The sequence below is a fragment of the Fibrobacter sp. UWB2 genome (assembly GCF_002210425.1).
Taxonomy (GTDB): domain Bacteria; phylum Fibrobacterota; class Fibrobacteria; order Fibrobacterales; family Fibrobacteraceae; genus Fibrobacter; species Fibrobacter elongatus.
This window is the reverse complement of the sequence record NZ_MWQK01000003.1, coordinates 377755-403674: the sequence shown is the minus strand read 5'-3', so window position 1 is coordinate 403674 and position 25920 is coordinate 377755. Positions and strand designations below refer to the sequence as shown.

Here is a 25920-nt window from a genome sequence, read left to right as displayed (position 1 = left end):
TATGGAAAAGCAAGAGTCTATTGGTTTTGTTGAAATCTGTCTGCGGATTTTGAATAACGACTTGAAGCATTTCAAGTTTGTTACCGCGGTAGTCCTTATCCCGACAATTATTGCCTTTGTGATGGTCATGTGGGTCGTGAAGCCGAAGTACGCCGCCTCGGCGATTGTCACTCCGCCGGCCTCGACGCAGCCGATGTCGGGGATGCTCAGCGGGCTCATGGGTTCTTCGGGCATGAGTTCGCTCCTTGGAATTTCCATGGACAACGAGGACGTGAATGCCGTTTGGACGATTCTCAATTCCTGGGAATTGCACAACATGGTCATCGACAAGTTTAATCTTGCAAAGCACTACAAGTTCAAGGGAAAGTTCCATGCCGACTTGCTGAAGGAGTTCCGCAAGAACTTCGGTCTCGAGCTGAACAAGGAAGACATGCTTTCTATCTATTACAAGGATACGGATGCAAAGCTTGCTGTCGAGGTCCTGAACTTCATGCTCGACAAGGCGGATTCCTCGTTCAATGCGTTCAAGACGAAGCAGGCCCGCCAGTCCAGGGAGTATTTCCAGTCAAGGCTTGATTCCTGCGAACATGCGCTGGATTCCCTGCTCAAGGACTTTGTCGATTTCCAGGTGAAGAACAATGTGTACGAACCGAACGTGCAGCTCGAGGCGACTATCAAGTACCTGAGCGAGTTGCAGGCGATGCGCGAAGAAGTGAACATGGAGATGAACTTCGAAAAGCTTGACCGCGGCGAGAACAGCAAGCGTTACCAGGAACTTTCGAAGCGCATGAAGGGAATGAATTCCGCACTCGGCGGAGCGCTCAAGGGCAAGCATAGCAACATCGGTATGATCGAGCTCAAGAAGTCCCCGGAACTTTATGCGGAATACCTGAGGCGCGAAGCGGAAATCCGCATCCAGGAAGCGATGTACAAGGTGCTGCGCCAGCAGAGCGAACAGATGCGCCTGGAAGAAGCGAAGACGCTCACGAACCTGCATGTGCTTGAACCGCCATGGGAAAACGACAAGAAGATTTCTCCGAAGCGTGGACTTATCCTCGCGTTCACGGTGTTCTTCTCGTTCTTCTTGGCAACACTTCTCAGCAACCTTGTCGAGTACATGCGCTCTGAAAGCCGCACGAACTCTAAGACCGCTGCCGAGTGGGATTTCTTCGTCAAGAAAGTCTGCTTCTGGCATAAGTAATTTCTGGGGCGTCAAGGCATGATGGAGGCGTTGTTTGCTCATCCAGAATCAAGCGTGATGTTTACGCTTGCTCTCGTTGCCTTGGTGCTTGTCTCTATTTTCAAGGAAGATTTTTTCCGCCCGTCGACTCTGTACTTCTTGGTGCAGATGGTGATGCTTGGCGTCTCCTATTTGCAGTTCTTGCCGATGATGTCGGACTTCAACTATTCGACGTGGCTCGTGTGGGGCGGCGGCATGTTCTGCTTTTTGGTCGGTTGCTATGTGACGGATTTCGCGTGGAAATCGTCTGGTGGTCCGCCACTGCAGAAGAAGCTTGAGGTTCATGGCGAGTACAACTGGGTCTGCCATTTCTTCCTCAGCTTTTCGGCGTTTGCGTATTTCTTTGTGGGCGTGCTCGGCGTCATCTCGGTGGCGGGGAACCTGGTACTGTTGACGGATAATCCGTCGCAGTGGCTCACGGGTAAGGATAACGACGTGCTCAAGTACGCAGACTTCTTTACGTCGGGCGCAATGGTGGTTGGCCTTTTTGCAGTCGCATCGTTTAAGTCAATGAACCCGGTGCGCTGGGTGCGCTATGCATCGCGCTGCATGGTGGTGTTTACGATTCTCCTTTCGTTTGCGACGTACCCGAGCCGCGGTATCAACATGCTTTGCCTTGGCATGTTCATGATTTTGTTCAACTACTTGCGCGGGCGTTTTTCATGGCGCTCGCTTGCGGTGGTGACGGTGTTTGTCTGCATCTTCTTTGTAGCGGTGGCATCGCTCAAGGGGCAGTATGGCAATTCCGATGTGACTGACAGTAAGATTGCAAAGGAAGTGGCTCTGCTCCCGTACAAGTACGTGGCGAATAACTACTGGAACCTGGATTACGCCTTCAACCGATATAGCGATATCCCTGAGCACGACTGGACGTACGGCATTGACGCGTTCTTTGGCGTGACGCACCTGTTGCACATTGGTGATGGGCTCCAGACGAACTTTGGGTGGGATACGCCGTTTAACGAAAGCGTGGTGAAGTACACAGGCTTAAATACGATTCCGTACTTGTGGGATGCGTACAAGGACTTCGGTCTCCCCGGAATCTTCTTGTTGCCGTTTTTCTTTGGCGTGCTCTTTACGTTCTGCTACCACCGGATGGCGGTTGCGAAAAATCCGTTTATGCTTTTGCTCACTGCGACGTTCATGATGTGGATTATCCTGTGGAACTTCACGACCGGTTACAAGCAAAGTATGTACTGGGTGTGGATGTCGTTCTTCTTCTTTGTCTGCACGGTGAGCAGCGGCAAGCGCTCGATTTTACCAGCGGACCCTGCCGTGGTGGGTGAAATACCCGAACAGGATTGCGGTGATCACGAGATCGCCTGTGAGTGCAAATAGCGGTATCATTGCATTTTCGAGATAGAGGCCTGCGAGCATGCAGGCGATGACGTTCGAGGCTCCGCCGATGCTTACCATGACGGCGTAGGCGCGTGTAGCGTGCTCCTTGAGGAGTGTCGAGATGAGCGTGGTGCGTGCGGCCTGGAAAATGAGCGAGAACGAAAGTATCTGTAAAATATTTGCGCTTGTCTGTAACGTAGCGTCAGTCCACGGGGCTGCAAAGAAGAGAATTTTTAAAATCCATGAGGGGAATAACCACAGGGGCGATGAGCAAATCGCAATGAACAGCGTGAATACCGCGATGTCTTTCAGGTGGAGGTTTTTGTCGTGCGTGGAATGGAGCGTGATGAGGTTCGACGAGATGAAGTGAACCATGATGCCCGAGCAGAGCACGAGAATTTTATGCCCGAAGTTATAGCAGCCGAGGAATTCGGCGCTTGCGAATTTATCTGCGACGTAAAGCCCGATGGGGAGGTAGGCAAAGGCGGCAAAGCTCGAAATGGCGTACGGGATGCCCGCCTTGACCATGAGCGCGATAAAGTGGAACGTGCGGCGCGTGATTTTTAAGAGGTGTGCGTGGAACGCCTGCGTGACGCCATAGAAGAATGCGGGGAGGGCGGCAAGCACCATCGCAAGCGCAATGAACTCGATGCGTTCAATCTTGAAGTAGAGTAGGGCCGCTCCCATGACCGCGGAATACGAAATCGTGTGCAGTAGCTTCGAGACGAAGAGACGCTTCCAGAATTTTCCGCAGATGAAGTACCAGTCGAAAAACGCATGCTGGAACACGAGCCCGAATGTGAAAATCAGTTCGCCGTAGAAAATCGGGTGGTTGTAGCGGAATGCGAACGCGAAGGCGACCATGAGAAGTGCGGCAACCACGGCGGAGAAAAGTCTAAGCTGGAGGATGCTCCTGAAAAGAGAACCTTTTGTGGCACGGCTCCCGAAAAAGGCGAGGATGAGGGTCGTCATGCCGAAATCGGCGATGGCGCAGAAGATGGAGTAGTCGGTCTGGAGCAGCCCGAAATGCCCGTAAGAGGCGGTTCCAAGGTTACGCGCAATAAAATTCTGGACAAAAAATGAAATTCCTTGGATAAGGAGGTTTACAAATGCGATGAAAACACCGATTCTTATATTGCGGAAAGCTTGAAACATGGAGGTAAAGATAATTTATATATTTGTGCTATGGGAAAATTGCAAGGTCAAAGTTCTTTCTTCGTTCCGGGTCCGCCGGCAAAGCCGGGTGAGGCCCACAGGCCACTGGTCGAGTTCTTGCTTCGCGAAGTTCGCGGGGAGACTGTTCTCGATCTCGGTGGTGGAGCGGGCGCCTATTCGCTCGAGATGAAGAAGGCGGGCTTTGACACGACTGTCGCCGATATCAACGAGAAGTCGCTTGCAGTTGCCGAGAAGAACGGACTCAAGACTAAATTGCTTGAACCGGGCGAACCGCTTGGCGAAAACCTTGCCGATACGGTCATGATGATCGAGGTCTTGGAACATGTGCCAAATCCGGTGGACTTCTTGAAGTCTGCCATCGGGGCTGCCAAAAAGCGCGTGGTGTTTTCGCTCCCGTGTACGGACGATTTTAACACTTTGTTTGAATGCGGGCTCACGTATGCGCATATTGCGGTATCCGACCACTTGTGGCATTTTTCGTACGACGAGATGAAGCAGATGCTTGATTCCCTTGGTGTGGAGTATCGCCTCACGATGGGCGACTACTTGTTCCCGGGGGCTGGTATCAGGCTCTTGCGCGACTGTTTCAGAGGGCCGCTTGGCCTTTTGATGCTCCCGTTCCGCGTACTGAACAAGCTTGGCCTGATTCCAAAGCGTTACCCTTCCCGTTTTTACGGTATCATCGAAAAAAGGTGATTCGTTTTTAGGCAATTTTTTGTATCTTTGGTCTTGAAATCGCGAGAGTGGCGGAATTGGCAGACGCGCCAGACTTAGGATCTGGTACTTCGGTGTGTGGGTTCGACTCCCACCCCTCGCAGTTCTTTTTTATCACCTTTTTAACAACCGTATACCGGAGTATATATGTCCGCTGAAATCAAAGAAACAAGCGCAACCGTGCGCACCCTTGAAATTACAATCCCGCAGGGTGATCTCAAGGTTCCGTTCGAAAAGAAGCTTTCTCAGTACAAGAAGCAGGTCGCCTTGAAGGGCTTCCGCCAGGGTCAAGTGCCGAAGTCCATGATCTTGAAGCAGTTCGGACCGTCCATCCGTCACGAAGCTGTCGATGAAGTCGTGAACTCTATCGTTCAGGAAGAACTCAAGAAGGCGAACATCATCCCGGTCGGCAAGATGCTCGTGAAGGATTTCAACGACGACGAAAAGAGCGACATCACACTTAAGGTCGAAGTCGAAGTTGATCCGGAAATCGACATCAAGGGCTACGCTGACACGGGCATCACCGTTCCGGCTACCGCCGTCCACGAAGAAGAAGTCCAGGCCGAATTCGACCGCCTCATGCAGATGTGGAGCAAGGACGAACACGTTGACCGCGAAGCCAAGAAGGGTGACGTTGTCGTTGGCGACTATATCGAAGTTGTTATCGACGGTGAAAAGCAGGAACTTCCGGAAAACAAGGAATTCCGCTCCCTCCTCGGTGAATCCGCTTCTCCGGGATTCGACGAAGGCCTCATGGGCTCTAAGGCCGGCGACAAGAAGGAAATCAACTTCAAGTATCCGGATGACCACAAGGACGAACGCTACCGCGGCAAGACTGCTCAGTTCAACGTCGAAATCAAGGACGTCCGCGAAATCGTTCCGCCGACTTTGGACGAAGATTTCTGCAAGCAGATTGGCGTCAAGGACGAAGCTGACTTGAGAAACAACCTCGCTGAAAGCCTCGCCGCCCAGAAGAAGGACGCTGCTAAGAACAAGGCTATCAACGAAGCTATCGACAAGCTCATCGAAGCTAACCCGTTCGAAGTGCCGAAGGCTCGCATCTACGACCTCATCAAGTGGACGCTCAACCGCAATGCCCAGAGCGAAAAGGACGTTGTGGAACCGACCGAAGAACAGATAAATGAACTCTCCGGTGAAGCTATCCGTGAAATCAAGAAGCACCGCATTCTCGAATTCGTTGCTACGCAGGAAAAGATCAAGCCGACGCAGGCTCTCGTTGACGAACGCCTCCAGCAGATGGCTAACGCTTACCACGTGGAATTCGAAAATCTGAAGAACCACTTCCGCCAGTCTGGCCGTATCAACCAGCTGCGCGATGAACTTCGCTTCCAGATGGCTGCTGACTTCATCGTCGGTATCCGTCCGGCTGCTGAAGAAACAAAGTAATAAGAGGAATAAATGATCATCCCTACCGTCATTGAAACAACCGGGCGCGGTGAACGCGCTTACGATATCTATTCCAGACTTCTCAAGGAACGTATCATCTTTTTGGGCACGCCGATTAACGACGAAGTGGCAAACAACGTCATGGCCCAGTTGATTTTCCTTGAATACGAGAATCCGGAAAAGGATATCACGCTGTATATCAACAGCCCGGGCGGTTACGTGTCGGCAGGGCTTGCCATTTATGATACCATGCAGCACGTACGCCCGAATATCGCTACGATCTGCATTGGTAGTTGTGCTTCGATGGCCGCCGTGCTCCTTGCTGCAGGTACAAAGGGCAAGCGCTATGCGCTCCCGCATTCCCGCATCATGTTGCACCAGCCGTCGGGTGCCGCTACTGGACAATCTACAGATATTCAGATTACCGCCAAGGAAATTATCCGCACGAAGGATACGCTTACCGAAATTGTCGCTAAGCATACCGGAAAGCCTGTCGACGAAGTCCGCGAAAAGACGGACCGCGACTTTTACATGAGCCCGGAAGAAGCTAAGGCCTTTGGCGTCATCGATGAAATTTTTGTGCCGCGTAAAGAGGGAATTTAATGTACCGTAGTGGCAAGAACCACCCGGCTGTAAGCTGCAGTTTTTGCGGAAAGCCGGCAGAACAAGTCGAAAAGATGATCACCGGTGCCGGTGCGTATATTTGCAGTGATTGCATACGCATGTGCAGCCGCATTCTTGAAGAAGACTTGGCACGTACGAAACAGGAACAGGAAGCGAAGGAAATTTCTTCAAAGCCGCTCCCGCTCCCGACCGAAATCAAGGCGCACTTGGACGATTTTGTCATTGGGCAGGACCGTGCAAAGATGGCGCTCTCTGTGGCGGTTTACAACCATTACAAACGCTTGCGCTACAAGCAGACGCACAAGTCCAAGGACGATGTCGATGTCGAAAAGTCGAACTTGCTCCTGGTCGGCCCGACCGGTTCGGGTAAGACGCTCTTGGCGCAGACGATGGCCCGTTTTTTGGACGTGCCGTTCACGATTGCTGATGCGACGGTCTTGACTGAAGCTGGTTACGTGGGCGAAGACGTCGATAGCATTATCGTGCGCCTGTTGCAGGCTGCCGATTACGATGTGGCCAAAGCTGAACGTGGCATTATCTTTATCGACGAAATCGATAAGATTGCAAGGAAGACCGCTAACCCCTCCATCACGCGAGACGTGAGCGGTGAAGGCGTGCAGCAGGGGCTCCTCAAGCTCTTGGAAGGTACGGTTGCATCGGTCCCGCCGAAGGGTGGCCGTAAGCATCCGGAACAGCCGCTTGTGCAGGTGAACACGAGAAACATCCTGTTCATTTGCGGTGGCGCCTTTGAAACCTTGGACAAGATTATCTCCCAGCGCGTGAACCAGGGTGGTATGGGCTTTGGTGCCGATATCCACACTGCAAGCGAAAACAGCTTGAGCGAACTCTTCAAGCAGCTCGAGCCGGAAGACTTGATCAAGTTCGGCCTCATCCCGGAAATTGTCGGACGTTTGCCGATTGCGGTTGCTCTCGAAGAACTCGACGAGACGGCTCTCCTCAACATCTTGACGAAGCCAAAGAACGCTCTCGTGAAGCAGTATAAGAGCTTGTTTGCAATGGACAACATCAAGCTCGAATTCGAAGACGATGCCCTCAAGGAAATCGTCCGCGAAACGATGACCCGCAAGACGGGTGCACGTGGGCTCCGCTCCGTGATGGAACGCGTGCTGCAGCAGGCTATGTTCAAGATGCCAGGCTCTGGCGAAAAGAAGTTCACTGTGACTGTCGAAATGGTGAAGGAAGGCCTCACGCACAACAAGAAAAAGTCCTAGTTGTTGTAGAGGGTTGCGGATTCCTAGATGCTGCGACTTCACGAATGTAAATCTTAGCAGTTGCCGAAAAACGGTGACTGCTTTTTTGTTCCCTGACCTTTCAAAATACTATCTTTATAGTGTATGGCTTTTGACTTTAATAAAACGTATCCGTTGCTCCCTCTGAGGGATGCTGTTGTATTTCCGCTGACGACTAGACGCATTTTGGTGGGCCGCGAGATGTCCTTGCGTGCTCTGGAATTTGCTGAGAATCATAACAACGAAATTATCTTGGTTGCACAGAAGAATGTGGAACAGGAAACGCTCGACAACCCGATGCTCGACCTTTACTCGGTGGGCGTGGTTGCCCGCGTGGCGAATGTGACGCCGTTCCCGAATGGCTGTGTGAAGGTCGTGCTGGAAGGCGATTCCATTGTGGATCTCCGTTCGATTGCTTTGCGTGATAATTTTTTGCAGGTGACGGTCTCGCCGAGAGAACATTTTATCAAGGCCGAAGACAAGAGCGAAAAGTTTGAAGATGTGCTGAACATGTTCCGCGAGTATGCCATGCACAGGAACATCGCCGAAGGCATGGTCGAAGCGCTCTTTACGATGGATAGCCACATCAACGCATTTTACGGGATGATTCCGTTCCTCTCGATTTCGCTTTCCGAGAAGCAGGCACTTCTGGAAATGGAAACGATTGACGCTCTTGCGGATCGTTTGATTAGCCTGATGCAGGTTGCGCAGGAAAACGAGAACGTGATGATTCGCGTTCAGCAGAACGTGCGCCAGAAGATGGCTCAGCAGCAGAAGGAATGGTTTATCTCGGAGCAGATTCGCCAGTTGCAGGATGAACTGGACGGCGAAAATGGCGGTGCTTCGGAACCGGACCAGTTGCTCAAGAAAATCAAGGCCAAGAAGTTTAGCAAGGCGATTGAAGAAAAGCTCGAAGAAGAAATCGGTCGCATGCGCATGATGCAGCCGACCTCCCCGGAATACGCGGTGAGCCGCAATTACGTGGACTGGTTTTTGGCACTCCCGTATGGCGTTTATACCGATACTGTTCTTAACATGAAGAAGGTGAAGGCGGAACTCGATTCCAAGCACTTTGGCCTCGACAAGGTCAAGGAACGCATCATGGAATACGTGGCCGTGCTGAAGCTTACCGGTACGGAACGCCGCGCTCCGATCCTTTGCCTTGTGGGCCCTCCGGGCGTTGGCAAGACGACTCTCGTGGAATCGATTGCAACGGCGATGCAGCGTAACTTTGTCCGCATTACGCTTGGTGGCGTGCGTGACGAAGCTGAAATCCGTGGTCACCGCCGCACTTACATTGGTGCGATGCCGGGTAGATTTATTCACGCTTTGCGCCGTGCAAAGTGCATGAACCCGGTCATTTTGCTCGATGAAATCGACAAGATGGCAAGCGATTTTAGAGGTGACCCTGCAAGCGCTATGCTCGAAGTTTTGGACCCGGAACAGAACCATGACTTTACCGACCACTTTATGGAAGTGGGGCTCGACCTCTCCCGTGTGCTCTTTATTGCGACGGCAAACAGTGAAGGCGAAATTCCGGAAGCTCTGCGCGACCGTATGGAAGTGGTGCGCTTGCCGGGCTACTATCCGCATGAAAAGTTGCAGATTGCGGGTAAGTATTTGCTCCCGCGCATCTGTGAACGCACGGGTGTGAAGCTTGGCGAACAGGTGAGCTTCAGTGACGAGATGATTAACGCCGTGATGCGTGGCTGGACGCGCGAAGCGGGCGTCCGTGAACTCGAACGCGTGCTTGAAAGTGCGGTGCGCCATCGTGCAAAAGACATTGTGATGGGCAAAAAAATCAAGCCGGAAGTGACGGCGAAGGTGCTTCAGGATTACCTCGGCGCTCCGAGATTCTTGGACAACCAGCTGCCGGAACCGGGCCGCCCGGGCGTTGTGACAGGCCTTGCCTGGACAAGTGTCGGTGGCGAAATTTTGCCTATTGAATGCATGCTCTTGAGCGGCAAGGGTCAGCTGATTTTGACGGGTAAGCTTGGCGACGTGATGAAGGAATCGGCACAGATTGCTGTTTCGCTTGTTCGTGAACGCTTGCAACGCTTTGGCATTGACCCTGCGATTGTGCGTAAGACGGACATCCACATTCACGTGCCGGAAGGTGCTGTGCCGAAGGATGGACCTTCTGCAGGTATTGCGCTTACGCTCTGCCTCTTGAGTGCGTTTACGAAGCAGCCGATTTCACCGGACATTGCGTTTACGGGCGAAGTGAGTCTTACGGGCGCCTGCCTCCCGATTGGCGGCTTGAACGAGAAGGCGCTTGCTGCACTCGCTGCTGGCGTGAAGACGCTCCACTTGCCGGAAGGCAACAAGAAGGATGTGGCGGAACTTCCGGACCCGGCGAAGAAGGGCCTCAAGATTTACCCGCACAAGCATATTGACGAAATCGTGAAGATTTTGTTCAAAGTGCCGAAGGTCGCAAAAAGCGCGAAGAAAGCGTAATTAATTGTGCAAAAAAAGTGCCCGCCACAGTGATGTGCGCGGGCCTTTTTTGCTATTTACGAATAAGTTTAAATCCAATCCAGATGGAATAGCCTTTTTCGTCTTTTATATGACTGTCAAAACCTCCTGTGGCGAGAACGTCGGCGCCTATGGCGATGCCTGAATAGAATCGTTCGGATGATTGCCACAGATAGCCCGTTTCAAATCTATAGTTGCCACCTAAAAGACCGATTCCGCCGCCACCGCCGATTTGGATATTCATTAGGGTCGATAAATAAAGGTTTTGAAGACTTCCGGATGATTTGAAAAATGGATAAACGGTTACTCCTGGACCCACTCCGTAGAAGATGGACGCTGAACGTTCGCGATTTTTCTTGTTCCAGCCGTTGGCCTGACCTCTAGTTAATTCAAGTTCCATATTTCCGTAAATGGCGACAACGCCCTTGATTAAACCGCCGAAACGCGTTGAAACAAGTCCACCTACGCCATTGTATCCAAGGTATTCTTCTTTGTATTCTTGGTACAACGATTCTGGCGTTGTGTGGGTTGCTTCTAGATGCCGAATAACTGGCGATAATGTAAAGTCAAAATAAAAGCCTGCTGAGGCGAACGAGGCGAAAAACAGTAGGAGCAAAAAAATCTTTCGCATGGTTTAGGTCCTTCTTAAAAAGCAATTATACTTTATACAAGTAATATAATCAAATTAGATGAAATGGGGGTTGTAATTTTTGTATTTTGGAAAATATGCAAAAATCTAAGCCTTTATATGTTTTTGAAAAAAAGAAAGTTATTCACATTATGATAGTGGAGGCTTTTTGTTTACTTTTGCCCGCAATTATATTTGCAATTGCTTTTGCGTATAGTTATATAAGATTTATGGGTTTAGAAGATCCAAGTCAATCTGATATTGGACCTGATTTTTTTATAGCGATTATATTGGCTCCTTTTTTACCGATATCGTTTGGGGCGCCATTGGTGCTTTTCTATCGCAGACTTTGGAAACGTCCGATAAGCAAAATGAAATATCTGATTGTGCGATTGAAGTCAAGGATGATTTAACGATGGATGGGGAATGAAATGATTGATGTGGGAACTCCTGAAAATCAAGAACAATTTGTAGTAAAGAAATGGCCAGTCATCATTTGTATGTTGATGAATATGGTTTTATTTAGTTTGCCGTGGTTTTGGTATCAAAAAGAAGTTGCCATTAATGATGCCTATGGCAGAGAGAACATGGATAGTTTTAATTATATAGGCGAGTTTGCTGCGAGCTTATATCTTCCATTCCTTGCTGGAATTCCACTGTCATTGTTGTATTTGTTTTGTTTGAAGCGTCAGAAAAGTAAATCTATGATATGTTTTTTGGCGACAACACCTTTTTGGCCATTAGTAGTTACAGCCGTATTGGGAAATATAGTGTGGATTATACTGATTCCTTTGATTATATTGAATATGGCAATTGTGGCGTACGCATTTTTAAATATGGAACTTTTGACTTATTGTTGCGGTGATGGACTTAAGAAAAAATCGCCTAAATTTTTACTAGTCGGTTATACAGTCGTATTTGCGATTGGTACGTTGATTGCATTGCCTTGGTTTTTATGATGGGTTGAAAAATTTCTAATTTCTGCTTGATAATTAACCTCAAAGCGCCGTCGGCGCGACTGATTTTACTGTTATTATGGAATTCACTCTTGATGAAATGCGCGAGCACCTTGCAGCTCTCGAAGCAAGGATTGGCGAGGCTTGCAAGATTGCGGGCCGTAGCCGTGATTCGGTTAAGCTTGTGTGGGTGAGCAAGTTCCACCCGGCAGAAGCTGTGGAAAATGCGATTGCTTTGGGCGCCACCGATTTTGGCGAGAACCGTGTGCAAGAAGCGGAACTCAAATTTTCTGAACCGCGCACGGCAAAGGACGGAAGCCGCGTGCGTTGCCATGTGATTGGTCCTGTGCAAAGTAACAAGCTCAAGAAGGCGGCGCTCGTGGCCGACTGCATCCATTCCATTGCAAGTATCGAAGCGGTGGAAAAGTTGGAAAAGGTCTGTGCGGCAGCTGCAAATGGTCAGGGCAAAGTTCTCGATATTTTGTTCCAGGTGAATGCTGGCGAAGAAGAAACGAAGAGCGGCCTGGATGTTCACGAAGCTGAAGCATTTTTGAACGACCTTGAGGCCCGCGCGGGCGCAGCTGTCGACGGCAAGAGCGAAAACTTCCCGCATTTGCGTTTCCGCGGTCTCATGACGATTGGCAAGAATACGGGCGTTCCTGAAGACAGCCGCGAATGCTTTGCGTTTTTGCGTAATTTGCAGCAGAAGTTCCTTGCGAAAGGTGGCGCCTTCGCAAAGTTCGATCAGCTTTCGATGGGTATGACGCTTGATTTGGAAGTCGCGATTGAAGAAGGCTCTACGATGATTCGCGTGGGAACGGCCTTGTTTGGCGAACGCGATTACAGCAAACCGGTGAACGATCCCGCTTAGGAACTCTACACCTCAATTTCCATGCCGGTGTGCATCTGTTCGACTTTGTCGCCGAGCACATCGTGCAAAATCTCGTAGGCGCGTTGCCCGGTGCAATGCCCTGTGTAGATTTTTTGAACGTTCAAATCGCGGAGGCGTTCGGCGAATGCTTTTACGCGGTCATCGGGTGTGCGGAATAAATGGAACCCGCCGAGAATGGCGTAAATCTGTTTGCCGGGGAATGTCGCTTCGATTTCCTTGATGATGTTGTCCGCGCCACCGTGGCTACAGCTGTTCATGATGAACAATCCCTTGGGTGTGTCGAAGACTAGACTTTGTTCGTGGTTGAAACTGTCGGGGCGGTACTTTCCGTTTTCCTTGACGCTCATGTGGGCGCGCTTGCCAATTTCATCGAGGTTCGGAGTCTTGTGGCCGACGAGGGTGACTCCCGGAAAAATTTCACAGTCGCCTTTTGCAAATACGATTCGGTCGGCATTGCGCTTGAGAGTTCCTTTGCGGATGCCGATGTATTCTTGGTATGTGAAAAACTTTAAGAATTTGTGCGTGTGGTAGCAGTTTTCGCGGGCGGCATCACGCAAGTAGAATTTGGCGTGGTCGTTCTTGTCGAAGAATTCCTGCATGCCGTCGGCGTGATCGTAATGCGCATGGCTCAAGACGCCGGCGTCAATTCTGGAAATGTCGATTCCCATGATGGCGGCGTTCTTCGCAAATTGCGCAGAGGCTCCCGTGTCGAGCAGAATGCGCTTGCCGTTGAATTCGGTGTAGACGCAAAGTCCCCATTCACCTTTTAATTGCTTTTCGGCACCGCTGATGTTGTCTATGAGAATCTTAATTTTCATTTTCTCTTATGGTTCCTATCGCCTTCGGCTCCAGGATGACAGTGCCTTTTGCGGGCATCTCCTTATTCACCTTTAAACGCCTTGTAGAAATTCAGGAACTGCTCGGGGCTGAGTTCTTCGGCGCGGATGGTCGTAGGCCAATCCAAAAGTTCAATGGTCGCCTGGATTTTCTTCTTGTCGTAATTGCGTCCAAAGGAATTCGCAAGCGTCTTGCGCTTTTGCGTGAATGCGGTACGTACAAAGTCAAAGAATCCGTCGGGCGCCTGGAGGGCATCTTCGCGCGGTGTCAAAAGCATCGTCGCGCTATCGACATTTGGCTTTGGCGTGAAATGTTCCGGCCCGATCTTGCGCAAAATCTGCGTGTTCGCAAATGCAGAAACGAGCACGGAAAGGCTCCCGTAATTGCTGGAGCAAGGTTCTGCGCAAATGCGTTCGGCGACTTCGAGCTGCACCATTCCCATAAAGCCTTTGGTCAAGTGCAAACGCGGCATAAGCCCTGCTATAATTGCTGTACTTACGTTGTACGGCAAGTTGCCGGTAACCCAAGGTTTTGCGTGTGCATCCAAAAACGCCTGCAAGTCAAACTTCAAAAAGTCGATGTTAACAATGTTGAAGTTCTTGTAGTTCTTGAATTTTTCGTTCAAGACGTCAACGCACTGCTCGTCAATTTCGACGGCGGTGAGTTCTAGCCCGCGATTGAGCAAGTGCTCCGTGAGGGCGCCGTGACCGGGACCAATCTCAAGGACGAATTCGCCTGCTTCGGCGGGCAAATCGCCTGCGATGGCGGTGGCGGTTTCAACATCCAAAAAGTTCTGTCCAAATTTGCGACGGCGTGCTCTATCCATAACGGGGAATATAGAAATTTGAGTTTTTGACAGTAAAGTGTCAAAATCAAAATGTACATTCTGAGTATGTGTTCGTGTTTTACTCTTATCGCTGCTATAATTATCACCGCAATCCTGTTTACGTTTGCGAAGTGATGGACTTTCGGGGGAGTCCTTTTTTCTATCTTGTCCTTTGTAAAATCAATTGGCAATTTTAGAGGTTTAATATGTCCGTTGCGATGCAAGATGTGATGAAACAGTCCGGGGTAGCGTTTGGTACGAGCGGTGCCCGCGGTCTCGTGAGCGCTATGACTGACCGTGTGTGCTATGTGTATGCACGTTCCTTTATCAAGTACTGCGAAGCGTCTTACAAGTGCGAACATACGATTGCGATTGCGGGCGACTTGCGTCCGAGTACGGAACGCATTTTGAAGTCTCTCGTGCAGGCTGGCGCCGATGCAAACTGGAAGGTGATTTACTGCGGTCGCATCCCGAGCCCCGCTATTGCGATGTACGGCATCGATAAGCATTTGCCGACCATCATGGTGACGGGTAGCCACATCCCGGCTGACCGCAACGGTATCAAGTTTAACCACCCGAATGGCGAAATCACGAAAGCCGACGAACAGGGAATTGTTTCGCAGTCGGTCGATTTCGACGAAGCGCTTTTTGACGACAAGGGCATGCTGAAGGCTGCGCCTGAACTCCCGGCGGTCGAAGCGGAAGCCGAAACGAATTATTGCAAGCGTTACCCGGACTTTTTCGGTAGCGATGCTTTGCACGGACTCACAATTGGCGTTTACCAGCATTCCGCTGTGGGCCGCGACATCGTGGTGAAGGTTCTCGAAAGCCTCGGTGCGACGGTCAAGCCGTTTGGCCGTAGCGATGTGTTTGTTCCGGTCGATACCGAAGCTATCCGCAAGGAAGATGAAGAACTCGCTCGCGAATTTACGCACAAGGATTACGTGGATGCTGTGTTCAGCACCGACGGCGATTCTGACCGCCCGCTTTTGGCAGACGATGTGGGCATGTGGCTCCGTGGCGATGTGCTTGGCATTTTGGCTGCACAGTCTCTTGGCATCAAGCGCATTGCAACTCCGGTGAGCTGCAACACTTCGCTTGAAAAGTCCGGTAGCTTTGAAAAGATTTGCCGTACGCGCATTGGTAGTCCGTATGTGATTGCCGGCATGGAAAGCCTGGTCGATGCAAACGACAAGAGCCTCACGGTTGCAGGTTACGAAGCCAATGGCGGTTTCTTGCTCGAGACGGATTTGACGCTCGATGGCCGCACACTCAAGGCCCTCCCGACACGTGACGCCCTCCTCCCGATGATTGCCGTAATGGTAATGGTCCGCAAAGAACGCATGTGCGTTGTGGATTTGCTCCGCAAGTTGCCGAAGCGCTTTACCGTGAGCGACCGCCTCAAGGAATTCCCGACCGAAAAGTCCAAGGCGAAGCTCGCTGAAATTCGCGAAAAGAATCTCGGCGAAAAGCTGTTCGGCGCTCTCGCTGCAAAGCCCTCCAAGTTTGCAAAGGACAAGGCGTTCCAGGGCAAGATGGTTTCTTTGAACGAAGTTGATGGCTATCGCATGGAATTCGATTCTGGCGACATCATCCACTTGCGCCCGAGCGGTAATGCTCCGGAATTCCGCTGCTATGTGGAAACCGAAGGCAAGGAACGCAGTGCAGAACTCCTCGCGGACTGCCTCAAGATTATGGAAGGTTGGCGCGTTTAGACAAAATCTGAATTCCCAATTTTTTGTATCTTATAAATCGTATGTTCAAAAAGTTTCTTTCGTTTGCACTGACTGTTGGTTCCCTCGCGTTTGCAGGGGAGTATTGGCATTTGGATCCGGGCGGTGTGACGATGAAGTTCCTTGCGATGCAGGTTTCGCCGCGTGCGGCTGCGCTCTCGGGTGCTGGCGTTGCCGATCCTGGCCGCGTGTCTGAAGTTTCGCGCAATCCGCTTGCGATGAGCGTTGCAAATGAGGCGGAATTTGGACTCAGCCAGGTGATTTTTGGCAATGGCGGTGCCGATAACTTCGTTTCGGCGTACTATGGCCTCCCGCTTGGTGACAAGTACACGCTTGGACTCGCTGTTGACTTTTTGGGTTACGACAATATTGAAGGCCGTGACGAGAACGGTCTCAAGACTTCGGAATACGGCTCTTACGCCTGGTCGCTTTTGGCAGGTTTCGGTAGCCGTTCCAAGATTTTCAACTGGGCCGCTTCGGCACGTTTTGCGACGCAGACGATTGACGATGAAACGGGATTTCTGTTCTCGGTCGATGCGGGCGGCTCTTTCCGCGTGAATGACTATTTTGCATTCGGCGCAAACTTCACAAATCTTGGCTTTGCAAGCAAGTATGAATCTGGGAAAGAAGCGTCCCCGCTTGCACTCCAGGCGGGCGTGACGGGATTCATCCCGGTTCTTGACCGCTGGATGGTGCATTTGTCTGTAGATGCGTATCGCCGTGCCGATACAAAGGCTCAAGTCTTGATTGGCGGCGAAGTGGTCTACTTCGATATGCTCTCGTTCCGCATGGGCTATGCAATTCGCCCGGATACCGAAGACGCTATCAGTGGCGGTCTCGGCGTGACGTTTGGCATGGTCGTATTTGACTACGCTTACAGCCCGCGCCCGGCATTCGAAGGCGGCAACCATTACATCGCCGTTGGCGTGAAGTTCTAGGCTCCAGCGCATTCCGCTAAGTTTTTGCACGAGTTCCATTCATGGAGTTCGTGCTTTTTTATTTGATAGCATAGGCAGCCTCGGCTGATTCTCAGCGCCTTTGCCGCCCTGCTTTTATTTCCGTCGTTTTCGTTGAGCGCTTTTTGAATAAACGTCCAGTTCGGTGCTGATGCCCGTATGGCTGTTGGCGCTCGGTATGTGTAATTTTCCTTGACGTCATTCATCGTCTTGTACGAGAATTCTTCGGACAGGATTTCTTCGAGCGAAATTTCGTGCTGCTTTAAAAGCGCGTAGCGTTGGAGGACGTTTTTCAATTGGCGGATGTTGCCTGGCCATTTGAACTTGGATAGTTCCTTGATTTCCCAGTCGCGGAGCGGGAACTTTTCGGCGAAAGTCCTTTCCGTGATTTCGTTCCATAGCGTGGCGGCGATTTCGGCGAAGTCGTCTCTTTTGCGGAGCGGCGGAATCACGATAGGGAAGGCGTTCAGCCTGAAGAACAGGTCCTTGCGGAAATTTCCATCGTGGACTTCGTTTTGCAAGTCTCGGTTTGTCGCGCAGACAAGCCTGAAGTCGACTGGCTCGTTTTGCGTGGCCCCGAGCGGGAGCACGGAATGTTCCTGCAAGATGCGTAAAAGCTTGCTCTGCATGTCGAATGGCATTTCGCCAATTTCGTCGAGGAATAGCGTGCCGCCGTTTGCCGCCTGCACGATGCCTCGGTGGTCACTTGCGGCCCCGGTGTAAGAACCTTTCTTGGCGCCTTCCAAAAGGCTTTCGGCGAGATTCCTTGCGATGGCGCCGCAGTTGAGGGCGACGAATGGCCCTTCGCTTCGTTTGCTGTGTTCGTGAATAAACTTGGCGGCGATTTCCTTGCCGACTCCTGATTCCCCCTGCAGTAGCACGGGAATGTTCGATTTTGCGGCGATAAGCATCAATTGTTCGTGTTTCTTCATAGACCTTCAAAGATTTATTTGAGGTGGCTCTACTATATAAACACGCTTTTTTCGCCCGTTTGTCCTGTAAATTTTTGTTAATTATTTGGACGAGCACTATTGTCGCGACACTCGTCTTTAACTATATTGGCGCTCCTTCGGAGCGAATATAGTCGGCTCGGTCATGTCAATTGGTGCAAGCCCCATTGCCACGACTCTCGCCTTTAGCTATATTTGCCCGCGCGGCGGTAAAATGCCGTCGTGAAACACCAAGTGGCTGGCTCGATGGGTAGGCTTGGGCAATATCCCGAACGGGATATGATCGCGAGGAAAGCGGTCAAGCTTGAAGCTGAGAGGTCAGCGGCCCAAAGGAATAACATGTCTAGAATCGTATGTAAGTTCGGTGGCTCCTCTGTCGCCGACGCAGGTCAGTTCAAAAAAATCAAGGCCATTGTCGAAAGCGACAAGAACCGCAAAGTCATCGTCGTTTCTGCTCCGGGCAAGCGTAACCCGAAAGAAACCAAACTGACCGACCTCCTCTACAGCACCTATGATCTCGCCTCCAAGGGCCTCGATTTCTCCACGCCGTGGAACCTCATCCGCCAGCGCTATGATGAAATCTGCAAGGACCTCGGTCTTGAAGACAAGCTTACCGAAGACCTCGACAGTCTCGAAGACAAGCTCAAGAACCATCCGGAATCCGTGAGCACGGACTTCCTCGTGAGCCGTGGCGAATTCCTCTGCGCACGCCTCATGGCAAAGTATCTCGGTGCAAACTTCGTCGATAGCTACCCGCTCATCACTTTCGATGACAAGTACCGCATCGCTCCGAAGACTTACGAAGAAATTGCAAAGGCTCTCGGCGACGAAAATCAGTTGTACGTCTTGCCGGGCTTCTATGGCTCTAACCTCCGTGGCGAAGTGAAGACTTTCAGCCGTGGTGGTTCCGACATTACTGGCGCTATCCTTGCTAACGGCATTGACGCTGCCAAGTACGAAAACTGGACCGACGTTTCGGGCATGCTCATGGCTGACCCGCGCATCGTCGAAAGCCCGCTCCCGATCGAATACGTGAGCTATCGCGAAATCCGCGAACTTGCTTACTCCGGTGCAAGCGTGCTCCACGATGAATCCATCGCCCCCTGCCGCGCCAAGAAGATTCCTATCAACATCCGCAACACGAACCGCCCGGAAGACGCCGGCACCATCATTGGCCCGACTCCGGAAAGCGCAAAGCTCCCGATTACGGGTGTTGCAGGCCGCAAGGGCTTCTCGATGATCTACATCGAAAAGTCCATGATGAACAAGGAAGTTGGCTTTGGCCGCCGCGTGCTCGCTGTGCTCGAAAGCGAAGGACTCTCCTACGAACTCTGCCCGAGCGCAATTGACTCCATGAGCATCGTCGTGGATTCCAAGGCTCTCGACGCCGTTCAGGACGTTGTTCTCGAAGACATCACGCAGCAGATGCGTCCGGACCGTATCAAGATTTTCCCGGGCATCGCTCTTATCGCTACCGTGGGTCACGGCATGACGAACAAGATCGGTGTTGCTGCAAAGCTCTTTACGGCTCTCGCAGAAAACAAGGTGAACGTCCGCATTATCGACCAGGGTTCTTCCCAGATCAACATCATCACTGGTGTTGACGAAGCCGATACTGAAAAGGCTATCAAGGCCATCTACGCCGCCTTCGTGAAGTAATTCGCGATTGTCATGCCCGCCACCGAGCGGGCACCTCCCTACGCGACATTTCAAAGACGACTCGGAATAAAATCCGAGCCGTTTTTTGTCTATTAAATTGTATAATTTGATTATATGATTTCTTTTATCCTGAGCCTTGCCGCCCTAATCCTGGGTTACTTTTTCTATGGCCGCTTTGTGGAACGCGTGTTCGGTCCCGATGACCGTGAGACTCCCGCAGTTTCTAAAAAAGACGGGCTGGACTATATCGCACTTCCCGGTTGGAAAGTTTATACGATTCAGTTTCTGAATATTGCTGGCACGGGCCCCATCTTCGGTGGAATCATGGGGGCAAAATTCGGTCCAGTCGCTTATCTCTGGATTGTGCTTGGCTGTATTTTTGCGGGGGCAGTTCACGACTACTTGAACGGAATGTTGTCTATGCGTAACGGCGGTGCGGGAATGCCCGAACTGATTGGCAAGTATCTGGGCGACAAGACGAGGAAGGTCATGTTGTTGCTGACCGTGTTTCCTTTGGTCATTGCGGGAACGGTGTTTGTCTATTCTCCAGCGGTAATTTTGCATACGCTGGGCGGTGACGTGATGATGTGGGTGGCTATCATCTTTGTCTATTACGTAATCGCCACGATGACACCCATCGACAAAATTATTGGGAAGGTTTATCCTTTGTTTGCTATTTCGCTCCTGCTTACGGCTGGGGCGTTGATGGTGATGCTCTTTGTCAAGATGCCGCAACTGCCAGAAATTTGGTCGAACCTGCACAATATGGGGGCTAGTGCAAATCCAGGAAAATTTACGGACCATATTTTCCCTGCACTTTTCATTACTATTGCCTGTGGTGCTATTTCTGGTTTTCATGGAACGCAGACACCGATGATGGCGCGTTGCCTCGCAAGTGAGCGCATGGGCCGTCGTGTGTTCTATGGGGCGATGATTACCGAAGGCGTTGTTGCTCTTGTTTGCGCTACCGTTTCCATGTGGTTTTTCTATGCAGGCCCACCGGGCTACGAACAGATTTCAGGTGCAAAGGATGGTTTCTTTACCTCGGCCCCGATGGTGGTGCATTTGGTGTGTAATGATTGGTTAGGCGTTGTGGGGGCGGTCCTTGCCGTATTGGGTGTGGTCGCGGCTCCCATTAGCAGTGGTGATACGGCATTTCGCTCCGGTCGCCTTATCGTGGCGGATTGGCTGAAAATCGATCAGCGTCCCATCCGCAATCGTCTCTACATTTGCGTACCCATGTTTGCGACGTCTATCGCCATATTGGTGTGGCAAATCAAGGTTCCCGATGGATTCAATACTATTTGGCAATACTTTGGATTTTTTAACCAAACGCTTTCTGTATTTACTCTATGGGCGATTACAGTCTATCTAGTGCAGGAACGGAAGAATTTTTGGGTGTCCCTTATTCCAGCCCTGTTTATGACCACCGTTTGTACGACATACTTCTTCGTTTCGCGCCAGACGCTTCATTTGCCCGACTGCATTGGCTATCCTTTGGGCCTTGTTTGCCTTGCCGTGGCCTGCGTGTGGTTTACCGTGTGGTATAGGAAAGTGCGCAGGGATAAATAGCTGAAAAATCCGAGCCGTTTTTTTATTTTTAGAACGAGGTAATCAAATGGATGAAAATAAAGTATATGTAACGAAAAGCAAAGGTGACACTTTGACATCCGTGGCGTTGTTCCTTTTTGGCGCCTTTTGGTTTGTGTATTCCCTTGTAGTCATGGTGCGTTCCGGTGCGTATGATACCATAAACTTTATGTGGGTTTTCCATAAATTGTTCTTGCTCTATTTTTGCTTTGTTGCTCTACATATAGCTCCGCAGAAAGTCGAATTCCTTGAAAATGAACTTGTGCGGATTACCTTTTTGCTTGGCAATAGCATTACAATCAAGCAGGAAATTTTCAAATTGTCTAGAGCGAAGAATCCTAAAAATGGATGGGCTGGCTGGTTGATGTATAGGGGGCACTCGATGTACTTTACTTCCGATGCGTTTCCAGAACTGGAAGAATATTTAATCTAATAGAGAGGACAAATGAGCGAAGGAGAAAAAAATCAATTCAACGGAAACTTGGCTTTGTTCAGGGTTTGCGTTATCGTATTCATTGCGAACCTGTTGAACTTTGTCGTCAATATGTGTATTTCGGCTGGGCACGGTGGATTTTTCAGTTCTTTGTGGAGTGCACTTACGAATTCGTCGTTTGAAGATTTGCTTGCGACGGTCGGACTGTTGGTGGCTTCGGGAGTTGGCTTAGTTGTGCTGCTCGGTGTCTTGGCTTTTGCCGTTTTACTTGCGCTAGGGATATTTGCGCTTGTCAAAAAGAGCGTGAAGGCGCTAAAAATATTGGCGGTGCTGTTCTTTATCTGGGTTGTATTGTGTGTATTCGCTATGAATCCTATAAGCGGTTTGTTGGGAAATGAAATGCGAGAAGTGAATCTTGCCCAGAGCTTCATTAGCTTGATTTTTAACATAAATGTTGTCGTTGCCGTGGCGGCGTTTTTTGTGACTTCTGAAAAACAGGATCTCTTGCTCCGGCTTTGCGCTATCTGCTTTGCTGTAAGCGGATTGAACAGCTTGTCGCATTTTATCTTTACGCAACTTCCCGTGTTTCAGCTTGCTTTCTTTGGTGTTGTTTATTTAGCAGTAGGCGTATTTGCGCTTGTCAAAAAGAATGTGCCAGTCTTGATGGTGGGCTCTTTTATGATATTTATTCAAATTTTGTTGAACTTATTCAATTTTATCCGCATCTCTGGATTAGACCTTTATATTGCGGTTTCGCTTGTTGCCCATACGCTTTTCCATACTTCAACCGTGATTGCCATTGCGGTATTCTTTATTAAACCTGAATGGGTGAAATCGTTCTTACAGAAAATTAAAGGATGATTTATGAATTTAGCATTGCTTAGAGTTTGTGCTGCCGTCATGATTATGAACGCGCTGTATAACATTGCGAGCCTATTTTTCAATATGTCTACGACAGATGACGGCTCTTCTGGGTTCTATGTTTCGTTGGTTTTTGTGTATGCAATTCTTTTGATTTATGGGATAGTTGCGCTTGTTAAAAAGAACATACGGATTCTGAAAGTCTATGCTGTGTGGATAGCCATTTGTATTTTGATCGGATCTATTATGGACATCATGAACTTTAATCGCTTGCCGCTTGGTGTTAGCTATAGTCATCTCTTTAACAGTCTGCTTGAACGAATTGTGAATCCCATGATAGTTTTTGTTGTTGCTGTATTTTTCATTGAACCAAAAAAGGCTACGTCATTTGGCTTGTTTCAATTCTGCGCAGCATTTTTCTTGGTCGATGGCGCAAATGACATGATTCAATCTATTGTGAGTTTATTTAAAGGTGCGGAATCATTTTCCATTGTGAATGCAGTGTTGGCTTTGTTGCCTATTGCTCTAGGCGTGTTCGCCATCGTGAAAAGAAATTCTTTGATATTGAAAATTTATGCCGTGATAGCATTTGTCGAACTTTTATGGGGCTCGCTAGGATATATGCGCGAAAACATGTATGGCGGCTATTATGTTGCCAGTGCTTTTGTTGGACTGATGTTCAATACGTTCCTTGTCGTTTGCGTAGCGACATTCTTTATCGAACCCGAGAAAACTCGTGATTATTTCCAAAAAGTGAAAAGTTTATTTGTCAAGTGGAAAGAGATGACGTGATTTTTTTAAAGGAAAACGAACCTCTCATCCTATTTTTATATATGTTTAAAATATGGAAGAGAAAATTATCAATATTCAAGATTATGAACTTTCTGGGGGAGGAAAGTTTGGCGAAAGCTATATTAAGCGTGACAACCCGAACATTCTGCTGAAGCTTTATCCCACAGAGCTGGAACAAATGGGGCTTGACGAGTTCGACAGGGCTTGGAAAGTCTATAAAACGGGGCTGCCTTGCCCAGAGCCGGGCGAGTTGGTACGCACATCGGATGGCTCTCTTGGCATCCTGTTCAAACGGATTATTGGCAAGAAATCTTTTGCTAGGGCCTTGAGTGAACGCCCCGAAATGTTGGAAAAGCTCGCTTTTGAATTTGCCGAAACGTGCAAGTTGCTCCATTCGACAACGCCTGCTGAGGGAACATTCCCGACGGCTAAATTCCAGTACACTCAGGAAATTATGGACGATCCGTTCTTGACGCCGGAAGAAAAAAATGCGCTAGAACGCTTTATCTATAGCCTGCCTGATGCCTCTACGGCTGTTCATGGCGACTTGCATCATGGCAACATCATCTTTACCGAAGATGGGCATAAGTACCTGATTGACCTTAGCGAGTTCTGCACGGGAACGCCTTGGTTTGATATGGGCATTATCTACCGCCAGACTCGACAAATTCCTGAAGAAATGGAGATGGAACTTTATCACATGGATAAAAAACTCTCCACTGCATTCTGGAATGAATTTGTAAGGAACTACTTTGGCCAAGATGTTTCCATCAAGGAAGTTGAAGAACAAGCGCTTGTATACGCTTATTTGCGCATTTTGGTCCTGGAACGGTTGCTGGGCAAGCCCAGCTTGCAAATCCGTCCCGAAGTCCATAAATTAATTGGCTTAGCGCCGTAAGGCTAGTTTTCTTCTAGCCTTTCTTTCTGTTTCACCGTAGCCTTAAAGGTATGCTCGTAGCATGCAAAGATTTGGTCAACCGAGTTCTTGTCGGGCTTCGGTGTAAACAGGCTTACAACCGGAACGAGTATCAATCCGCCAACCATCGAGACAACGCCTGAGTTGATGGATGATTTGAACACGTAGCCGAGCACTTCGTTATCGAAAGAGATTACGCCAAAGGAGCGTAAAAATTGGATAATGGTAATGCAGGTGGCAAAAACGAAACATACTGCAACGGATTCCTTTGTGACGCGTTTGGAATAAAGTCCGTAAAGGAATGGCGCGAGGAATGCGCCGGCAAGTGCGCCCCACGAAACACCCATCATCTGTGCGATAAATGTGATGTTATAGCGGTCTTTCAGTACGGCAATGACTGCAGAGACAATCACGAAGAATACGATAAAGATGCGCATTGTGAACACCTTTTTCTTTTCGTCCATTCCTTTTTTTACGGTTGGTGCAACAACGTCGAGTGTCAGCGTGGAACTGGAGGTAAGCACGAGTGAAGAAAGCGTGGACATCGATGCCGAAAGCACAAGAACAATGACGATGGCGACGATGAGATCCGGTAAATCGCGGAGCATTGCGGGGATGATGGAATCGAAAAGGATTCTTCCATCTGGCATTCTCTTGATGAATTCTGATTCGCTGAAGAGCCTTCCGAAGCCGCCGATAAAGTAACATCCACCTGCGACAACAATTGCAAAAAATGTGGAAATGTACGTTCCTTTTTTGATGGCGTCTTCGTTTTTAATGGAATAGAATTTGGCAACCATCTGCGGGAGTCCCCAAGTTCCAAGGGACGTGAGCAAGACGACAAATAAAAGGTCTAACGGATGTGGCCCGAAGAACGAGGCATATGCGCCATTTAACGTTGTTCCACTTTCAAGTACAATGCTGTCTGCCGAAAGCTTGGCAAACGATTCGGTAAAGCCACCCTTGCTTGCGAGAACCGAAAAGATTACGGCGACAATGCCGATGAGCATGATAAGCCCCTGGAAAAAATCGTTAATGGCTGTTGCCTTGTAGCCGCCGATGATGACGTAGACTGCAGTCAGAGTCGCCATAACAACGATAACTGCCCAATAGGGGATTGTAAATACGATATTGAATAAACTTGAAAGTCCGTTGTACAAAGATGCCGTGTACGGAATGAGGAAGATGAACACGATAATCGATGCGATGATTTTCAACGCTTTTGACTGGTAGCGCTTTTCGAAAAACTCCGGCATGGTTTTCGTGTCGAGATGGCGTGTCATCACGCGGGTCTTTCGCCCGAGAATTTCCCAGGCGAGCAGTGAACCGACGAATGCGTTCCCGAGGCCAATCCAAGTCGAGGCTAGGCCGAAGTTCCAGCCGAATTGCCCTGCGTACCCGACGAAGATGACCGCCGAGAAGTAAGATGTGCCAAAGGCGAATGCCGTGAGCCAAGGCCCCACATCTCTACCGCCGAGCACGAATCCGTTTACGTCCGTTGCGTGTTTTCTGCAGTGGATACCGATGACAACCATCAGTGTGAAAAAGCATACGAGAAGAATTGATAATAATGCTATTAACATTCTAGCCCCTCCGATTTAATTTTAATATAGCTCTAATTTTAAGAAAAAGAGTAAAAAAAATGCCGCCGATCTTGTCGGCGGCAG

24 protein-coding genes and 1 tRNA gene are annotated in these 25920 nt (G+C 49.7%); 19 read left to right on the top strand and 6 right to left on the bottom strand.

The window, feature by feature from the left end:
- The first annotated feature begins 1 nt into the window (after position 1).
- Together B7982_RS07795 and B7982_RS07790 are read left to right on the top strand one after the other, a co-directional pair.
- Positions 2-1201, top strand: coding sequence for a Wzz/FepE/Etk N-terminal domain-containing protein (locus B7982_RS07795; RefSeq protein ID WP_088660252.1), 1200 nt, complete (start codon positions 2-4; stop codon positions 1199-1201).
- A gap of 18 nt (positions 1202-1219) precedes the next feature.
- On the top strand, positions 1220-2578 hold the full coding sequence (locus tag B7982_RS07790) for an O-antigen polymerase (RefSeq protein WP_088660251.1): 1359 nt from the start codon (positions 1220-1222) through the stop codon (positions 2576-2578).
- Here B7982_RS07790 and B7982_RS07785 read toward each other — a convergent pair.
- Positions 2498-3733 carry an oligosaccharide flippase family protein gene (locus B7982_RS07785; protein ID WP_088660250.1) on the bottom strand — a complete coding sequence of 412 codons (1236 nt, stop codon included), beginning with the start codon at positions 3731-3733 and terminating at the stop codon, positions 2498-2500. The genes B7982_RS07790 and B7982_RS07785 overlap by 81 nt on opposite strands.
- A gap of 30 nt (positions 3734-3763) precedes the next feature.
- On the opposite strand from B7982_RS07785, the gene B7982_RS07780 reads away from it, so the two are divergent.
- The 6 genes from B7982_RS07780 to lon all read left to right on the top strand — a co-directional run bounded on the left by B7982_RS07780 (position 3764) and on the right by lon (position 10206).
- Positions 3764-4450, top strand: coding sequence for a bifunctional 2-polyprenyl-6-hydroxyphenol methylase/3-demethylubiquinol 3-O-methyltransferase UbiG (locus B7982_RS07780; protein ID WP_088660249.1), 687 nt, complete (start codon positions 3764-3766; stop codon positions 4448-4450).
- A gap of 41 nt (positions 4451-4491) precedes the next feature.
- Positions 4492-4571, top strand: a tRNA-Leu gene (locus B7982_RS07775).
- 44 nt (positions 4572-4615) lie between these two features.
- A complete protein-coding gene (tig, locus tag B7982_RS07770) occupies positions 4616-5875 on the top strand; it encodes a trigger factor (protein WP_088660248.1) in 1260 nt (419 codons plus the stop codon).
- 12 nt (positions 5876-5887) lie between these two features.
- The gene (locus B7982_RS07765) at positions 5888-6478 is read left to right on the top strand and encodes an ATP-dependent Clp protease proteolytic subunit (RefSeq protein ID WP_014546088.1); all 591 of its coding nucleotides are present in this window, start codon (positions 5888-5890) and stop codon (positions 6476-6478) included.
- A complete protein-coding gene (gene clpX, locus B7982_RS07760; RefSeq protein ID WP_014546087.1) occupies positions 6478-7731 on the top strand; it encodes an ATP-dependent Clp protease ATP-binding subunit ClpX in 1254 nt (417 codons plus the stop codon). The genes B7982_RS07765 and clpX overlap by 1 nt, the downstream gene beginning before the upstream one ends.
- A gap of 123 nt (positions 7732-7854) precedes the next feature.
- Positions 7855-10206 carry an endopeptidase La gene (gene lon / locus B7982_RS07755; protein WP_088660247.1) on the top strand — a complete coding sequence of 784 codons (2352 nt, stop codon included), beginning with the start codon at positions 7855-7857 and terminating at the stop codon, positions 10204-10206.
- Between the two features lie 52 nt (positions 10207-10258).
- Here lon and B7982_RS07750 read toward each other — a convergent pair whose 3' ends face one another.
- A complete protein-coding gene (locus B7982_RS07750; protein WP_088660246.1) occupies positions 10259-10855 on the bottom strand; it encodes a hypothetical protein in 597 nt (198 codons plus the stop codon).
- 95 nt (positions 10856-10950) lie between these two features.
- Between B7982_RS07750 and B7982_RS07745 the strand changes: the two genes are divergently transcribed.
- The 3 genes from B7982_RS07745 (at position 10951) to B7982_RS07735 (ending at position 12679) form a co-directional block, all read left to right on the top strand.
- Positions 10951-11265, top strand: a complete 315-nt coding sequence (locus tag B7982_RS07745; RefSeq protein WP_088660245.1) for a hypothetical protein — start codon at positions 10951-10953, stop codon at positions 11263-11265.
- 18 nt (positions 11266-11283) lie between these two features.
- Entirely contained in the window at positions 11284-11811 is a 528-nt protein-coding gene (locus tag B7982_RS07740; RefSeq protein WP_144065934.1) for a hypothetical protein, read from the top strand.
- 76 nt (positions 11812-11887) lie between these two features.
- Positions 11888-12679, top strand: a complete 792-nt coding sequence (locus B7982_RS07735) for a YggS family pyridoxal phosphate-dependent enzyme (RefSeq protein ID WP_088660243.1) — start codon at positions 11888-11890, stop codon at positions 12677-12679.
- 5 nt (positions 12680-12684) lie between these two features.
- Here the strand turns inward: B7982_RS07735 and B7982_RS07730 are convergent, their stop codons facing one another.
- Positions 12685-13518, bottom strand: coding sequence for an MBL fold metallo-hydrolase (locus tag B7982_RS07730; protein WP_088660242.1), 834 nt, complete (start codon positions 13516-13518; stop codon positions 12685-12687).
- A gap of 62 nt (positions 13519-13580) precedes the next feature.
- Positions 13581-14363, bottom strand: coding sequence for a 16S rRNA (adenine(1518)-N(6)/adenine(1519)-N(6))-dimethyltransferase RsmA (gene rsmA / locus B7982_RS07725; protein ID WP_088660241.1), 783 nt, complete (start codon positions 14361-14363; stop codon positions 13581-13583).
- Positions 14364-14569: 206 nt separating this feature from the next.
- On the opposite strand from rsmA, the gene B7982_RS07720 reads away from it, so the two are divergent.
- Complete coding sequence (locus tag B7982_RS07720) at positions 14570-16078, top strand: phosphomannomutase (RefSeq protein ID WP_088660240.1); 1509 nt, start codon at positions 14570-14572, stop codon at positions 16076-16078.
- A gap of 41 nt (positions 16079-16119) precedes the next feature.
- Positions 16120-17034, top strand: a complete 915-nt coding sequence (locus tag B7982_RS07715) for a hypothetical protein (protein ID WP_088660239.1) — start codon at positions 16120-16122, stop codon at positions 17032-17034.
- Here B7982_RS07715 and B7982_RS07710 read toward each other — a convergent pair.
- On the bottom strand, positions 17031-17984 hold the full coding sequence (locus B7982_RS07710) for a sigma 54-interacting transcriptional regulator (protein ID WP_088660238.1): 954 nt from the start codon (positions 17982-17984) through the stop codon (positions 17031-17033). The genes B7982_RS07715 and B7982_RS07710 overlap by 4 nt on opposite strands.
- Before the next feature lie 357 nt (positions 17985-18341).
- Between B7982_RS07710 and B7982_RS07705 the strand changes: the two genes are divergently transcribed.
- The 6 genes from B7982_RS07705 (at position 18342) to B7982_RS07680 (ending at position 24235) form a co-directional block, all read left to right on the top strand.
- A complete protein-coding gene (locus B7982_RS07705; RefSeq protein WP_088630034.1) occupies positions 18342-19661 on the top strand; it encodes an aspartate kinase in 1320 nt (439 codons plus the stop codon).
- 114 nt (positions 19662-19775) lie between these two features.
- Entirely contained in the window at positions 19776-21233 is a 1458-nt protein-coding gene (locus B7982_RS07700) for a carbon starvation protein A (RefSeq protein WP_088660237.1), read from the top strand.
- Positions 21234-21279: 46 nt separating this feature from the next.
- Positions 21280-21684, top strand: coding sequence for a hypothetical protein (locus B7982_RS07695; RefSeq protein WP_088660236.1), 405 nt, complete (start codon positions 21280-21282; stop codon positions 21682-21684).
- Positions 21685-21696: 12 nt separating this feature from the next.
- On the top strand, positions 21697-22545 hold the full coding sequence (locus tag B7982_RS07690; RefSeq protein WP_088660235.1) for a hypothetical protein: 849 nt from the start codon (positions 21697-21699) through the stop codon (positions 22543-22545).
- Between the two features lie 3 nt (positions 22546-22548).
- Positions 22549-23337: a hypothetical protein gene (locus B7982_RS07685; protein ID WP_088660234.1), complete on the top strand. Its 789-nt coding sequence runs from the start codon at positions 22549-22551 to the stop codon at positions 23335-23337.
- A gap of 52 nt (positions 23338-23389) precedes the next feature.
- Complete coding sequence (locus B7982_RS07680; RefSeq protein WP_088660233.1) at positions 23390-24235, top strand: aminoglycoside phosphotransferase family protein; 846 nt, start codon at positions 23390-23392, stop codon at positions 24233-24235.
- 2 nt (positions 24236-24237) lie between these two features.
- Here B7982_RS07680 and B7982_RS07675 read toward each other — a convergent pair whose 3' ends face one another.
- Positions 24238-25836 carry a sodium:solute symporter gene (locus B7982_RS07675; protein WP_088660232.1) on the bottom strand — a complete coding sequence of 533 codons (1599 nt, stop codon included), beginning with the start codon at positions 25834-25836 and terminating at the stop codon, positions 24238-24240.
- Positions 25837-25920: the final 84 nt, after the last annotated feature.

What these genes read in the sequence shown, in the direction of transcription:
- B7982_RS07795 (WP_088660252.1), top strand. Translation starts at nt 2, where the DNA reads ATGGAAAAGCAAGAGTCTATTGGTTTTGTTGAAATCTGTCTGCGGATT.
- B7982_RS07790 (WP_088660251.1), top strand. Translation starts at nt 1,220, where the DNA reads ATGATGGAGGCGTTGTTTGCTCATCCAGAATCAAGCGTGATGTTTACG.
- B7982_RS07785 (WP_088660250.1), bottom strand. Translation starts at nt 3,733, where the DNA reads ATGTTTCAAGCTTTCCGCAATATAAGAATCGGTGTTTTCATCGCATTT.
- B7982_RS07780 (WP_088660249.1), top strand. Translation starts at nt 3,764, where the DNA reads ATGGGAAAATTGCAAGGTCAAAGTTCTTTCTTCGTTCCGGGTCCGCCG.
- tig (WP_088660248.1), top strand. Translation starts at nt 4,616, where the DNA reads ATGTCCGCTGAAATCAAAGAAACAAGCGCAACCGTGCGCACCCTTGAA.
- B7982_RS07765 (WP_014546088.1), top strand. Translation starts at nt 5,888, where the DNA reads ATGATCATCCCTACCGTCATTGAAACAACCGGGCGCGGTGAACGCGCT.
- clpX (WP_014546087.1), top strand. Translation starts at nt 6,478, where the DNA reads ATGTACCGTAGTGGCAAGAACCACCCGGCTGTAAGCTGCAGTTTTTGC.
- lon (WP_088660247.1), top strand. Translation starts at nt 7,855, where the DNA reads ATGGCTTTTGACTTTAATAAAACGTATCCGTTGCTCCCTCTGAGGGAT.
- B7982_RS07750 (WP_088660246.1), bottom strand. Translation starts at nt 10,855, where the DNA reads ATGCGAAAGATTTTTTTGCTCCTACTGTTTTTCGCCTCGTTCGCCTCA.
- B7982_RS07745 (WP_088660245.1), top strand. Translation starts at nt 10,951, where the DNA reads ATGCAAAAATCTAAGCCTTTATATGTTTTTGAAAAAAAGAAAGTTATT.
- B7982_RS07740 (WP_144065934.1), top strand. Translation starts at nt 11,284, where the DNA reads ATGATTGATGTGGGAACTCCTGAAAATCAAGAACAATTTGTAGTAAAG.
- B7982_RS07735 (WP_088660243.1), top strand. Translation starts at nt 11,888, where the DNA reads ATGGAATTCACTCTTGATGAAATGCGCGAGCACCTTGCAGCTCTCGAA.
- B7982_RS07730 (WP_088660242.1), bottom strand. Translation starts at nt 13,518, where the DNA reads ATGAAAATTAAGATTCTCATAGACAACATCAGCGGTGCCGAAAAGCAA.
- rsmA (WP_088660241.1), bottom strand. Translation starts at nt 14,363, where the DNA reads ATGGATAGAGCACGCCGTCGCAAATTTGGACAGAACTTTTTGGATGTT.
- B7982_RS07720 (WP_088660240.1), top strand. Translation starts at nt 14,570, where the DNA reads ATGTCCGTTGCGATGCAAGATGTGATGAAACAGTCCGGGGTAGCGTTT.
- B7982_RS07715 (WP_088660239.1), top strand. Translation starts at nt 16,120, where the DNA reads ATGTTCAAAAAGTTTCTTTCGTTTGCACTGACTGTTGGTTCCCTCGCG.
- B7982_RS07710 (WP_088660238.1), bottom strand. Translation starts at nt 17,984, where the DNA reads ATGAAGAAACACGAACAATTGATGCTTATCGCCGCAAAATCGAACATT.
- B7982_RS07705 (WP_088630034.1), top strand. Translation starts at nt 18,342, where the DNA reads ATGTCTAGAATCGTATGTAAGTTCGGTGGCTCCTCTGTCGCCGACGCA.
- B7982_RS07700 (WP_088660237.1), top strand. Translation starts at nt 19,776, where the DNA reads ATGATTTCTTTTATCCTGAGCCTTGCCGCCCTAATCCTGGGTTACTTT.
- B7982_RS07695 (WP_088660236.1), top strand. Translation starts at nt 21,280, where the DNA reads ATGGATGAAAATAAAGTATATGTAACGAAAAGCAAAGGTGACACTTTG.
- B7982_RS07690 (WP_088660235.1), top strand. Translation starts at nt 21,697, where the DNA reads ATGAGCGAAGGAGAAAAAAATCAATTCAACGGAAACTTGGCTTTGTTC.
- B7982_RS07685 (WP_088660234.1), top strand. Translation starts at nt 22,549, where the DNA reads ATGAATTTAGCATTGCTTAGAGTTTGTGCTGCCGTCATGATTATGAAC.
- B7982_RS07680 (WP_088660233.1), top strand. Translation starts at nt 23,390, where the DNA reads ATGGAAGAGAAAATTATCAATATTCAAGATTATGAACTTTCTGGGGGA.
- B7982_RS07675 (WP_088660232.1), bottom strand. Translation starts at nt 25,836, where the DNA reads ATGTTAATAGCATTATTATCAATTCTTCTCGTATGCTTTTTCACACTG.